The following is a 13,726-nucleotide window of genomic DNA, read 5'->3' as shown; positions in this document are numbered from 1 at the left end:
AATCACCCCTTGTTTACTAATACTTTATTTATATAAACACCAAATTTTTTGTTTCTTCTTAATCAAATCATATAGCGGATGTAAGTATCTACTTTCATCCCCTAACTCCTCCTCACACATATTTAATAGATTTTCCATATATCTCAATACTTCATGATTATAAATAACTGCATCTAAACCATAAGAAACAACTTCATTTTTAAAATTAATCAAATCATCTTCAGTATATTTCAATGATTCGTTATATAACCAATCAAGAGACTTATCTCCATAAAATATTCCCTTAATAAATGCCGCATAAGCAATATTGTATGGGGAAGGCAGCGCATCTGCCATTCTTATTTCAATATATTTCTTAGCTCGTACATCAGGAAAAAACATTGTTAATATGTGTTCAATTTCATCACTGTTCATTTCAGAATCATTAAAGATTTTTTTTACACTCTTATCTTTAGTAAATATGTACTCATCATTTATCTTAGTTATGATAGGTGGTCTTTCAATTATATACCTTGCATAACTTTCATAATTAAACTCTTCATCTAATGCACCTTCAACAATTCCACTTCTATCTTCATCACAATTATTCCAAATTTTGATTCTTAAAGAATTCCCCTTCCACTCTTCACCTTCAAACATAGGAGAGTTATCAAAAATGCAATATATTAAGGGGGACAAAAAATTAGCCACTCGAAATTTCTTACTAAAATCAGACTCACTTTCATAATCTATTGAAATCTGAGTTGAAGCTGTACCTTTCATCATATTTAATGCATATTTCCCCTTATCTTTAAAGTACTCTTTCATAAAACTATATCTTTCTTTCGGGATAAAATGAATCTCATCAATTTTACTTTTAGGGTGATACCCAATAATCGCAATATCTTGGTTATTTTTCTCAATGCAATTTCTTATTTCCTTAAGTATATCGGTGTACTCCCTTTCAATATCTTCAATCTTCTCTAACGGTTGTACACTGATTTCTACTTGTGCTCCTGGTTCTAGAGTAATTAGACTCCCATTTTTCTTAAGACCTACAATGTTATCTCTTTCAAAGATTGCTTCCCACTCACCATGCTTATGTAAGTCTTTCAAAGCATCTCTAATTCCATTCAACTCAAAATAATCAACGCTCACCCCTGTATCTTTCTTAATAATAAAATGCTCTACTTCCATTCCTATCTTATAATTTTCACTTTTAGTTTCTCCTGATTTTAGATAATTCTTAATATTCTCGATATTTTTTAAAAATAAATCCTTACACACTAAAATCACCTTCTATCTAAATATTATTAAACTATTAACACATGATAATATAAAAATATAAATGTACTTGAAGAATTGTTAATTGTAATCCTACTTGTCAATTCTCCATTGTACATTTTAATTATAATTCAATATTAATAATAGTAATTATATCATATATTATTTTTTTAAAAAAACTATTTATTATACTCATCTATATACTCTGACATTAGGAGTATACCCGTTCCACCAATTCCAAGATGACTAGTTAGTACACTCCCTATATCTGTCAGCAAATAATTTTTGTCTGGATATTGCTTTTCAAGTGTTTCTTTAATAGTAATCGCCATTTCTAAATCATCACTATGTCCAATTCCTATATATTTAAAATCTCTTTTCGGTATTAAATCTAAAACTTCATTTATCATCTCTTTTGTTGCTTTTTTCTTACCTCTAACTGACTTAAAATGAATAATTTCACCATCTTCAATTTTTAAAATCGGTTTGATATTCATCAAAGATCCTACAACTGCTTTTCCTTTTGATAATCTTCCACCTTTACTTAACCAATTAAGATCTGTTAAATTAAAGAAGTGTTCTACATTATCTCTATAAAAATTTAAAACTTTAATAACTTCTTCAAAACTTGCTCCTTTCTGTATTCTCTCATGAATTCCAAGTACCATTAATCCGATTCCTTGAGATCCGCCTTTACTATCTATAACTTCCATCTTTACATTTGGATATTCCTCTTTTAATTCCTCAAGAATCAATTTTGCACTTTGGTATGTTCCTGACATTTTTGCAGAAAAACTAATATATACAAAATTTTCATTTCTCTCAGCATAACCTTTGAATAACTCCCTAACATGTACCAAATTGGGTTGTGAAGTTTTAGGCATAATTCCACTTCTCATAGCATCATAAACTTCCTTAACTGTAATATCTGTTTTATCATAAAACTCTTTTTCTCCAATTAATACTCTTAAAGGAATAATATCAATATTTAACTGATTAATTATTTCTTCTGGTAAATCAAAAGTACTATCAACAATAATCTTTATCACTATATTCATCCTTTCATTTATCTTATGTACTCTTTAACATTTAAATTATAAAATATTAAGTAGTTTTTAACGTCTACGTAGTTTCTCTTATACTTATAGTAAAAAAAACAATACCACTATTATATACTTTTGATTTAGATTATTTCAAGTTTATTCAACCTTTATATAATTGTTGCTCTTTAACATTCAATAATTTTATTTTTTTGATTTATATTTACATATTGGAAGTATATGGTCATTTAGATGTATATTATCAAAAGTTAAGGATAAACTATTTTTAAAAACTGCGGAGATGAAAAATGAATAAGGAAACTATTTCAGATAACCAAGGTATAGCTCTTATTGTTTTATATTTAGTATCCTCCTCTTCAATTTATGCTACCGGATTAGATGCAAAACAAGATATTTGGATAGCAACCATTTTAGCTATACTCATTGGTTTTATAACTGTATTTATATATATTAGACTACACTATTGTTTTCCTGATAATGATCTTTTTGATATAATTGAAATTTGTTTCGGAAAGGTTATTGGTAAGGTATTAATCTTTCTCTTTATTTATTATACCTTTGTTAATTCTTTCGATCTTTTAAGAGGTTTCTGTAATTTAATATTTACTATTTCTTTGAGTAATACTCCTTTTATTTTAGTTGTAATAGTTACCTCTTTAATATGTATTTATGTAGTATTGAAAGGAATTATAGTCTTAAGTAGTTGGGCTAATTTTTTCTTTCCTTTAATAGTTGGTTTAATCGCCGTAATAACTGTGCTTTCAACTCCAAATATGGATTTGGATAACCTTTTACCAGTATTATCTGATGGATTCACTCCTGTCTTTAAAGGTATTTACGTATTAATTTCATATCCTTTAGGACAGTTAATACTATTTCCCATGGTTTTTCCTAAATTTGAAAATAAGGAATCTCCTTTAATAATTTATTCTATAGGTTTTTTTATAGCTGGAGCTTTAATATTTCTAATCAATGTAACTAATATTTTAGTTATAGGAGTAGTTGGAGCAAAAAGTGCTTATTATGCTACTTATTCATCAGTTTTAAGGTTAACAGTTCCAATTTTAAGAAGTTTTCAAATAATTCCCCCAGCTATATTTGTGTTAGCATATTTTATTAAAATATCAGTATATTGGATTGCCACATGCAATGGAATATGCAAATTACTTGATTTTAATAATTACAAATATGTTGTGGTAATCGTAGCTTTCTTAGTAAGTATATTAGCTTATACAAGTTACTATAGTATCCTAGATTATGTTGAGTGGGAAGATGCTGTATGGACACATTTTTCAATGCCCTTTCAAATAATATTACCTTTTTTAATTTGGATAGTAGCTGAAATAAAATATAAACGTACAAAATAAAACTCTGAAATTCAATTTCAGAGTTTCATTTAATATATAAAATTATTCTAATAATATAACCTAATTTTTTAGTTTAATATACATAAGTACAGTATTAACCTCTTTTAAATTCCTTAATTGAAATTTATTTATCCCTCTAATTGATATTATATGAATAGCATCTCTATCAAACCCCTCAAAATACAGATTAAAATTTTTAAACTTTTGCTCAGCATAATGACTGACATCCTTTAGTACTCCATTATGGCCAGAATAAAATAATTTAATTTTATTATCTTGAACAGCAAGTATATACTTAAATGGTTTATACTTAAATTCTCTTCTACTTCTAATAAAATAAACATCATCAACTTTAAAACCTGAATAAATATAACTTTCTTTAGCTTCAATAGCTATACTTTCACCTTCATTAATTATTATAAAGGAACCTTTATCATCACCAATTTCAATAAAATTTCCTTTGTAACTTCTCTTTATAGCTTTTTTCCCACTCTCTTTCATTCTTATTATATTATCAGGAACAAGATTTTTCCCATCATCATAGTTTAATATATTACTTGATAATAAACTATTATTAGAACTTCCGATCATATTCCCTACATTCTCAGGATAATTGCATATTAAAAATCTTTGTAATAATACTACTGCACTTATACTTACAGCTATTTGGGTAATATTCATAATATTACCTCCTTAATTATGTGATTAAAATTATTTTCCCCTTAAATAATTTTAAAATACAACGAAAATTAGACCCCAGGGGAAATATCCCCTGAGGTAGTTTTTCCTTAGGATATTTCCCTTGGGGTATTAAAGTATTATTCTTTGTCTTTTTAATGTCTTAACTACTGTAGGTGCAATAACTGCCACTATAAAACATTTAATTAAATCTCCTAAAACAAATGGTATAACTCCTATTTTGATTGCTCCACTCCAAGTTGTAGTTACATTTAAATAATTATTTAAAGCGTAGTGAAGATAAGGAACACCAACAATATATGTTGCTACAAGTCCAATAACCGTTATAATAAAAGCTTTTAATACATTTATATTACCTAATTTTTCTCTTAAATAACCTATTATAAAAGCAGTAAGTATGAATCCTATTAAATACCCGAAAGATGGTTTATATATATACCCTATACCACCACCGCCACCAGCGAACACTGGTAATCCTGCTAGTCCAATTAATACATATATTAATTGTGAAAGAGCTCCTAATTTTGAACCTAATATTATACCCGCAAATGCACAGAAAAGAAACTGAAGTGTAATGGGCACTGTTGGAATTGGAATAGTAATATACGCTCCTATAGCTGTAAGAGCAGCAAATAGCGCAACTAAAATCATATCTTTTGTTGAAATCTTCATAATGAACCCTCCCAAAATTTTTAGGTAAACCAACCAACTATTTATAGTTTACAATTTTATATTACAATAGAGTACTGACATTGTCAACTTTAAGTCACATTTTAGTTTACATTCTTTTATTTTAATTCTAATAGTTTTCTGTTACTCATCCAAAACTATTAAATATTAGTAACTTACTTATAACTATAAAATTTTTATCTTACTTAATATATATCTACAACTTATAGAACTACACTAAAACTCCCTTTTCAATGTGTTTCACCTATGTATTAATAACAAATATAACTTTAATGTCATCTTTTCTTTAATTTCTTACTTAAATATAACATTAAAGTTATTATTACAAATAGATTTTCTTTTGGTTTTTTATAGTATATGTATTTCATTTTTTTTAATGTGATAAAACATTACCTTAATTATTCACCCATTAATTACATGTAAAACATTTAACTTACTTCAAAGTATTTACTTAAAAACCATTGTCTTATTTGAAAATTTTACACAATTATATCTTTTGGATATTTTGATTTATTTAATATTATATATTTCATTTGTCAAAACATAACTTTCTTTCTTTCAATTTAGATTTTTCCAAACTTCACTTAGTTAAATTAAAATCTATTCCGAATCTTAAATTTTTGTATTTGAATCTCTAGACAAGATGCGACATAATTAGGGTATGACTTAAATAAAGTTCATCTTAAAGGGAGGATTTATAATGAATGCTTTAAAAAATTATATTTCAGATGTTAAAACTGCATCAGGTAATGCTAAATTATTCATTTTAACAAATGTATTATTTGGTTTACTTATGGGAGCAACTTGGACAGGTCTTAATTTAATTATCGAGAATGCCTTTTCTCCTGTTGTTTTAGGTACTGCATTAGCAATGCATACATTAGGAATGGCAATATCTGCTGTACCTGTAGGAGCGCTTGCTAGTAAAATAGGATATAAGCCTATTCTTCTATTTGGAACAATTGCTGGTTCAATTTGTCTTGTTTTAAACGGTATTGTTGGAAGTGCTATAATTTTATTCGTACTTAATTTTATTTTTGGTTTATCACAAGGTGTATATGAAGTTTTACCAGCTCCATTTGTAAACGCTACTTCTAAAAAGGAAGTTAGAACTTCTGTAACTTCAGTTATGTTTGGTACATACTGGTTAGCTGTTACTTTAGTTACTTTCTGTTCTGGATACTTAATAACATTCCTACAGTCAAATATGGGCTTAACAGAAATAGTAGCTTATAAATATTACACATATATATTTGCAGGTATTGGAGCTATAGGGGTTTTCTCAATACTTCCAATGAAAAATGTTATTCCTGCTGCAGAGGTTAAGAAAAAAACTACTATAGCTGAATATGTAAAAGCTATATCAAATAAAGAAGTTATTATTTATTTATGTTACATGGGATTAATCGGTCTAGGTGCTGGTCTTTTCTGCCCATTCTTTGCAAACTTCTTTAAAACTGGATTAGGACTTGACCCAAAAACAATGGGTAATATTCTTTCCATTCAATATTTCGCTATGGTTATAGGAATATTCTCTTGTCCATTACTTGTTAAGAAATTTGGAAGAGTTGTTACATTAGGTGCTACAGGATTACTTTCTGTACCATTCATGTTAATCATAGCTAATGCTGACAAATTTGGTTCTGCAATGATTCCTGTACTTACTTTTGCTTTCTTTATGAGATCAGGTTTAATGAATCTTGGTATGCCAATCATGTATAGCTTAATTCTTGATTTCGTATCTAAAGAAAAGAGAGCTACACTATCTGGAATTCAGACATTATTCATGTCAGGAATGCGTGCTGTATCATCAATAGTTGCTGGATTTGTTATGAGTATTCCTGCCTTTACAATTGGTGGATTTGTTCTTGATGGATATAGATTACCATACTATGTTGCTGGTGTACTTTACGCTATAGCAATTATCACTCTTCTTGTAACTTACACTAAGAAGTACAATAGAGAGAAGACTGATGAAACAACTGAATTAGCTGCGTAAGCATTTAAAAAACCACCCAAAATTGGGTGGTTTTATTATTTCCTAAAGTATTCCTCAATAGAATCAAAAGCAGTATTAACCATAAATTCAATATCATTATCATCTATTATATATGGAGGCATAAAATATAGTACATTCGCTATAGGTCTAAGTACTAACCCTTTCCCCATAGCTATCTTGTATATATCATATCCCACCCTCTTCTTCCAATCAAAAGGTTTCTTTAAAAGTTTATCTTCTACTAATTCTATTGCGCCTATCATTCCTAACTGTCTATACTCACCTACGTATGGATTTCCCTCAGCTCTTTTAAGTGCTAGTTCTTTTATCTTTCTACTTTTCTCTTCATTCTTTTTTAGAACATCCTCATCTTCAAAAATATCAAGAACTTCACATGCTGCTGCACATGCTAGTGCATTTCCTGAGTATGTGTGACTATGTATAAATGCTCTAGCTTCTGAATAATCTGCATAGAAAGTATCGTATATTTCATCTGTTGTAAGCACTGCCGACATTGCCATATATCCGCCTGATACACCTTTTGATATAACCATAAAATCTGGAGATATTTCAGCATGTTCACATGCAAACATCTTTCCTGTTCTCCCAAATCCTACTGCAATTTCATCTGCTATGAGATGAATATCGTATTGATCACATATATTTCTCAACTTCTTAAGATACTCTGGAGAATACATCTTCATCCCTGCAGCTCCTTGAACCATTGGTTCTACAATTACAGCAGTTATTTCTGAATGATTCTCTAATATAACCTTTTCCATATCCATAAAACATTCTGCTTTGCAACTTTCCCTATTTTTATTATTCTTACATCTATAACAATCGGGATTATCAATTCTGAATGTATTTAATAACATAGGCTTGTAAACTTCACTGTATAAATCCAATCCACCAACAGATAATGCTCCTAAAGTCTCTCCATGATACGCACTACTCAAGGCTACGAATCTTTTTTTATCCTTTTTTCCATTTAGCATATGCGAGTGAAAGCTCATTTTCAAGGCTATTTCAATAGCTGATGAGCCATTATCAGAAAAGAATACCTTATTAAGCCCCTCAGGAGTAATTTTAACTATTCTTTCAGCAAAATCAATGGCACTCTTATGTGAAAAGTTAGCAAAAATTACATGCTCAATATTATCCATCTGCTTCTTTACAGCTTTGTTTATTCTCTCATTGCTATGCCCAAATAAATTAACCCACCATGATGAAACAGCATCCATATACGACTTACCATTTAGATCATACACATATGCTCCTTCTCCTCTTTCTACAATAACAGATGGGAATTCTTCATAATCCTTCATTTGAGAACAAGGATGCCATATATATTTTAGATCCTTTTCTTGATAACTTTTCATCTATCTCAACCCCTCAATAATTTCTTTATTCATTAGTTTTATACATGTTTCTTTTAAATTCCCAAATTCATTTTTTTCAACATCTACTCCTGTCAATTTTGGAATCTTCATTATTATCTTTGTATCATTTAATTTTTCTATGATTTCAGCATTATCTACATGAGCAATATTATCACGAGAGTATCCATTCAAAATAATACCCTTAATATTTATACCCACATTTTTTGCATATTCCATTGATAGTGACGTATGATTTATTGTCCCCACTCCAGCTCTTGAAACTAGAATAACATCTAAATCAAGATCATTTATAAGATCTTTTGTCATGTACCCTTGATCATTAAGAGGAACAATCAATCCACCAGCCCCCTCAACAAGAATATAATCATAATCTTTCTTAAGTTCATTGTAGATGCTAATTACCTTTTCAGGCCTTACTTTATCACATTCTATTCTTCCTGCAAGATGTGGTGATACAGGCGTTTCATAGATATGAGGAATAATCCTATCATATTTTTCTTTGATACCAGCAACTTCGAGAACAAACCTTCCATCTCCAGGTATCAAATTATCACCAACTCGCATTGCTCCACTCAATGCAGCTTTAAAATAACAAGCGTTTATGCCATTTTCCCTAAGCATGTACAACAACATAGCTGAAACAACACTTTTTCCAACATCAGTATCTGTACCTGAAATAAAAATTCCACTTTTCATTCTCTCACCTCATCAAAATCACACCAGTGTTACATTTATAATTAGCTCAAATAATTTCTATACTTCTTTCTCAATTTGTTTATATGTTCTTATTCCAGCTGCCTTTAACCCTTTTAAAACTGCAGGTGAAATAATTCCTACAATTGCACATGTAACTATATCTCCACCAACACATACAATAAAGCCTGCTTTTATTGTTGCTGCCCAACTTATTGGTGTTCCTGCGAAATACTTCAATGCGAAATATAAGTAGGGAACTCCTAATATGTATACTACCCCTAATCCTATTAAAGAAGATATGAAAACTTTAGCAAAACTTATCTTATTCTGCTTTTCCATAATCTTACCTATTATGAATCCAGCTGCTATAAATCCTAAAAGATATCCAAAGGTCGGCTGAAACACATATCCAATTCCCCCACCTTTAGTAAATACCGGTACTCCTGCCAATCCTATAAGTACATATAATAATTGAGACAAGAATCCTAACTTAGCTCCTAGTAAAACACCCGAAAATGCGCAAAATAAAAACTGCAATGTGAATGGAACGTACGGAATAGGTATACTAATAAATGCACCTATAGCCGTTAATGCAGCAAATAATGAAACCAAAATCATCTTCCTAACTGTAGTTAATTCTTTCATAATACCCTCCTTTGTAAACCTTTTGCTTTTTAATTAGTTTACAATTAAATTATTATTTTAGCCCCTTTCGGAGCTATGTAAATTAGTATGATTTTCGTATTTACATATGTATAATATAATAAGTCGTTCACATTGTCAACTATTTTATCTGCACAGGTTTACAATTAGTTTTATTAAATATCTAAATACTAAAATACTGAGTTCCTAATACCATTGTATTTTGAACTCAGTATACTTACACCCCATAATTTTTCTCCTTAGATAATTAAATTTATTTTATATCTTCTATAATCCACTTTACTGCTTCTAATACATTATCTGCAACATATGCTGGTTCAGCATCCTTCCATGTATTCCTAAACTCATTGAGGCTACCTTGTCCTACGCCAGTGAGAACCAAAATTCCTTTAGCATCTATAGCACTGGCAAGAAGCATGTCTGACATTCCCATATCACCTATGACGTAGCTTTTTTCAAGGTCTATATTGAACTCGCTCTCAGCTTCCTTTGCCATTCCAATTAAAGGCTTTTTACATTCACATTTATCATCTCTTGAATGAGGACAGCAGTATATCTCATCTAAGTAAGCACCTTGTTTATTTAACTCTTCCCTAATATTCATAATCTTTTGATTATACTCATCTAATGTAAGGTCTCCTTTAGCTATTCTACTCTGATTTGTAAGCACTATAGCAAGAATATTATTTTCATTCAACAACTTGATTGCATCAATAGCAAATGGATAAAACTGAAAGTCCCCAACATGACCTAAAGGATCTCCTCCTAATGTTCCCTGTAAATCAATGAACACAGCTCTCATAAATAATCACATCCTTTCTTTTCATTTTCACTACCATTACTCAATACTCTTTTTTATGTCTTATTTTATATTCGCTTCATAATGCTCTTCATTAAGTCTCACTACTTCAAGTTCTTTTATATGCTCATTCAATTTCAACGCTAAACTTTGAATTCCAAAGATTTCTTGGGAAGTATGACTCCCAATGATAAGATTTATCCCTTTAAACTCAGCATATTGAATCGTAGACAAATCACATTCACCTGTAATGTATACATCACACTTATTTTCAACAGCTTCCTTAAGGCAGGCTGTTGGCCCTCCATTACCACAGACTAAGCCCACTCGCTTCACCTTTTTGTCATTAAACCCATAAAATTTTACTGGTTCTTTAAGTACATTTTCAATATTTTTTACTAATTCATTAAATCCAATATCTTCATCATATTCTGCCACTCTACCAAAATATAATCCTTCCCATTCATGGGTTCTTTTAATAATTTCTAAATTCAATTTTTTTAATAAACTATCATTTGTTCCAAAGTTACAGTCATCAAGTGGCAAGTGATTATAGTAGTGACTTATACCATACTCTGCTAGTTTTTCTATACACGCCTCTTTTAATCCGTATATTTCATCCCATGCATCGTGGTGTGTCACCATCATATCAACTCCATGAATTCTTGCTTTCTCTATAGTTTTAAGCGTTAGGTTAACACAGTATCCTAATTTTTTAACTTTTTTATCTGCATTGTATGTAATCCCAGATTCACTAGAATAGATTTCCTTACTTGTTACATTAAAAAGATCATTAATTTTTTCAACAATATGTGAAACATCCATATACTTACCTCCTAAAAATAATATATATATCTTACCTACAAATTCCTATTTATCTAACTCATAATCATATACTATTCAGTAACTTTAGTCATAAACGCTATGATGCATACTCTAAATACCTCATGGAATAATTTTATTATATATTACTCTTACATAAAAAGGCAATTATATCATATAATTACTTTAAAATATGATATAATGTTCATTAATTGATAGTTTTAATAAGTTTACTATTATTGTCTGTTGCTAAAATTTGATAAAAATTCACTTTTATCATTATACAAATTAACTTATATCAAAATTTTTATTTTATAAGGAGTTAAAAATGATTAATTACTACAAAGAAAATATTAATAAAATAGCCAATAAAGTAGTAAAAAATGTTTCAGAAATCAAAGAAATTGGAAACCACTACTTAAATCGTCATCTAGTATATTACATAAAGAATGATACAAATGAAGAATATGTATTAAAAATATTCTTTAGAAAAAATAAACACAATCGAGAGATTTATTGTTCTAAGACTTTAAATGAGTATAATGTTAAAATCACAGAAATTGCTGATTATGGTATATTTGAAGACGGAGTGGAATGGATTTTATATCATTATATCAATGGTGAAATACTTGAAACTATCGAAGAAAAAATAAATAGGGAATCCTTAAAGCACTTATATGTAGAGCTAGGAGAAGAGCTAGGAAAAATACATAGTTCAATGACATTTAACTCTATGGGAGATTGGAACAGAGATTTAATCTTTGAGAAAACACATGATAATTTTATAGATCAATTTAATGAAGATGCAGATATCTTTATTAAAAAAGTATATGAAAGAAACATTTCTGAAGAAGAATTATTAGTTAAAGCCTATAATACCCTTAAAGAAAACACTAGTATTTTACAAAACATAGTTGAGATAACCTTATGTCATAATGATTATGGTTCAAGAAATATTATGGTATCAAAGGATTGTGGTACCTACTTTTTAAAATCCATAATTGATTTTGAAATGTGTTGTCCATGGGATAGAGATATGGAGTTATTAAGTTATTACTATGAACTAAGAAAAAAAGATAGCATATTAGCAAATTGTTTTAGAAATGGATACGAAAAACATTTAAAGATAGATGATAATCGTATAAATAAAAAGCAAAAATTGTACTATTTATATTTAGGTCTAAGTATTTGCTGCTGGGCAAAAGAACGTGATCCTGATTATTATTTGGTAGGACTTAGATATATTAATGAAAATATTGATACTAAAAAATCTTAGCATATTATAAGCACTTTGAAAGTTAACTCAAAGTGCTTTTATATTTCATATTATTTAATTTGCTATAGTTCAATAATATCATAATCATTATTCAACATATCAATAAACATAATTTTTTTTGTAAGTACTTCCCCTCTTCCAAGAAGGAGCTTTACAACCTCACTTACTTGAAGAGATGCAATATGTGCTGGTGTAAATGATGGATTACCCAATTCCTGTTCTACTCCTCTGGAACTTTTCTTTCTTGAATAAATAAAATCCAAAGTTCTATCCCCTGGTAAAATTGTAGATACCTGTCCATACCACCCTGCTATTGCACCATGTATTAAGGGAATTTTAAGTTCTTCACAAACATTTTGAAGTAATAATCTTGACTCTATACAATCCAAAGCATCTACCACTACATGATTACCCTCAAGGGTTTCTACAGCATTTATTTCTGTAAACATCTCATCTATAGAGGTAACTTCAATTATTGAATTCACTATTTTCATTCTCTGTGCGGCTTTTTCAGCTTTACTCATACCAAGAGAAATTTCATCACTTAATATCTGCCTGTTTAAATTAGATTCATCAAACACATCACCATCTACACATGTTATATGACCTATACCTAATCTTCCTAACATTTCAATAACATAGCCACCAAGTCCGCCACATCCAATAACACAAACTTTAAAATCCTTTAACTTTTTATTTTCTTCTTCAGTTAAAGTGTTCATATTCCGTTTATATCTATTCAACATATTAAACTTAGCCCCCTCCTACTGGTGGAAATAATGATACAACATCCCCATCAACTAATCCTTTATCTAGAGTTCCATCCCTACCATTAATAAGTAGTATAGCAACTTCCTCTTCATTTATATCTAATATATTAATTATTTCTCTTACTGTTACACCATCATGTAATTCCATAAATTGCTTCTTTTCACGACCATGACGGAAGGTAGCAAATAGTCTTACTTCTACTTTCATATTTTTACCC

14 protein-coding genes are annotated in these 13,726 nt (G+C 29.3%); 3 read left to right on the top strand and 11 right to left on the bottom strand.

The window, feature by feature from the left end:
- Nucleotides 1-24: 24 nt before the first annotated feature.
- Complete coding sequence (locus OW730_RS12485; RefSeq protein ID WP_271229342.1) at nucleotides 25-1,266, bottom strand: glutamate--cysteine ligase; 1,242 nt, start codon at nucleotides 1,264-1,266, stop codon at nucleotides 25-27.
- 176 nt (nucleotides 1,267-1,442) lie between these two features.
- On the bottom strand, nucleotides 1,443-2,312 hold the full coding sequence (locus OW730_RS12480) for a DegV family protein (RefSeq protein ID WP_271229341.1): 870 nt from the start codon (nucleotides 2,310-2,312) through the stop codon (nucleotides 1,443-1,445).
- A 299-nt stretch (nucleotides 2,313-2,611) separates the two neighbouring features.
- On the opposite strand from OW730_RS12480, the gene OW730_RS12475 reads away from it, so the two are divergent.
- On the top strand, nucleotides 2,612-3,691 hold the full coding sequence (locus OW730_RS12475) for a GerAB/ArcD/ProY family transporter (protein WP_271229340.1): 1,080 nt from the start codon (nucleotides 2,612-2,614) through the stop codon (nucleotides 3,689-3,691).
- 60 nt (nucleotides 3,692-3,751) lie between these two features.
- Here the strand turns inward: OW730_RS12475 and OW730_RS12470 are convergent, their stop codons facing one another.
- Nucleotides 3,752-4,372 carry a hypothetical protein gene (locus tag OW730_RS12470; protein WP_271229339.1) on the bottom strand — a complete coding sequence of 207 codons (621 nt, stop codon included), beginning with the start codon at nucleotides 4,370-4,372 and terminating at the stop codon, nucleotides 3,752-3,754.
- Nucleotides 4,373-4,501: 129 nt separating this feature from the next.
- A complete protein-coding gene (locus OW730_RS12465) occupies nucleotides 4,502-5,062 on the bottom strand; it encodes a biotin transporter BioY (RefSeq protein WP_271229338.1) in 561 nt (186 codons plus the stop codon).
- Between the two features lie 718 nt (nucleotides 5,063-5,780).
- On the opposite strand from OW730_RS12465, the gene OW730_RS12460 reads away from it, so the two are divergent.
- A complete protein-coding gene (locus OW730_RS12460) occupies nucleotides 5,781-7,079 on the top strand; it encodes an MFS transporter (protein ID WP_271229337.1) in 1,299 nt (432 codons plus the stop codon).
- A gap of 35 nt (nucleotides 7,080-7,114) precedes the next feature.
- On the opposite strand, the gene bioA is transcribed toward OW730_RS12460, so the two are convergent.
- From bioA to OW730_RS12435, 5 genes are all read right to left on the bottom strand, one after another.
- On the bottom strand, nucleotides 7,115-8,461 hold the full coding sequence (bioA, locus tag OW730_RS12455) for an adenosylmethionine--8-amino-7-oxononanoate transaminase (RefSeq protein ID WP_271229336.1): 1,347 nt from the start codon (nucleotides 8,459-8,461) through the stop codon (nucleotides 7,115-7,117).
- Entirely contained in the window at nucleotides 8,462-9,178 is a 717-nt protein-coding gene (gene bioD / locus OW730_RS12450; RefSeq protein ID WP_271229335.1) for a dethiobiotin synthase, read from the bottom strand.
- A 57-nt stretch (nucleotides 9,179-9,235) separates the two neighbouring features.
- Nucleotides 9,236-9,823 (bottom strand): biotin transporter BioY, encoded by a 588-nt coding sequence (locus OW730_RS12445; protein ID WP_271229334.1) that lies wholly within the window; start codon nucleotides 9,821-9,823, stop codon nucleotides 9,236-9,238.
- A 271-nt stretch (nucleotides 9,824-10,094) separates the two neighbouring features.
- Complete coding sequence (locus OW730_RS12440; RefSeq protein WP_271229333.1) at nucleotides 10,095-10,643, bottom strand: D-glycero-alpha-D-manno-heptose-1,7-bisphosphate 7-phosphatase; 549 nt, start codon at nucleotides 10,641-10,643, stop codon at nucleotides 10,095-10,097.
- 60 nt (nucleotides 10,644-10,703) lie between these two features.
- Nucleotides 10,704-11,465 carry a Nif3-like dinuclear metal center hexameric protein gene (locus OW730_RS12435; protein WP_271229332.1) on the bottom strand — a complete coding sequence of 254 codons (762 nt, stop codon included), beginning with the start codon at nucleotides 11,463-11,465 and terminating at the stop codon, nucleotides 10,704-10,706.
- A gap of 325 nt (nucleotides 11,466-11,790) precedes the next feature.
- On the opposite strand from OW730_RS12435, the gene OW730_RS12430 reads away from it, so the two are divergent.
- The gene (locus OW730_RS12430; protein WP_271229331.1) at nucleotides 11,791-12,738 is read left to right on the top strand and encodes a phosphotransferase family protein; all 948 of its coding nucleotides are present in this window, start codon (nucleotides 11,791-11,793) and stop codon (nucleotides 12,736-12,738) included.
- Nucleotides 12,739-12,800: 62 nt separating this feature from the next.
- On the opposite strand, the gene OW730_RS12425 is transcribed toward OW730_RS12430, so the two are convergent.
- Together OW730_RS12425 and OW730_RS12420 are read right to left on the bottom strand one after the other, a co-directional pair.
- Nucleotides 12,801-13,481, bottom strand: coding sequence for a HesA/MoeB/ThiF family protein (locus OW730_RS12425; protein WP_271229562.1), 681 nt, complete (start codon nucleotides 13,479-13,481; stop codon nucleotides 12,801-12,803).
- Nucleotides 13,482-13,491: 10 nt separating this feature from the next.
- On the bottom strand, nucleotides 13,492-13,716 hold the full coding sequence (locus OW730_RS12420) for a MoaD/ThiS family protein (RefSeq protein ID WP_271229330.1): 225 nt from the start codon (nucleotides 13,714-13,716) through the stop codon (nucleotides 13,492-13,494).
- Between the last annotated feature and the right edge of the window lie 10 nt (nucleotides 13,717-13,726).

Source organism: Oceanirhabdus sp. W0125-5 (assembly GCF_027938815.1).
Classification (GTDB): Bacteria; Bacillota; Clostridia; order Clostridiales; family Clostridiaceae; genus Oceanirhabdus.
The sequence above is the reverse complement of the archived record's forward strand: the minus strand, read 5'-3'. Positions and strand labels throughout refer to the sequence as shown.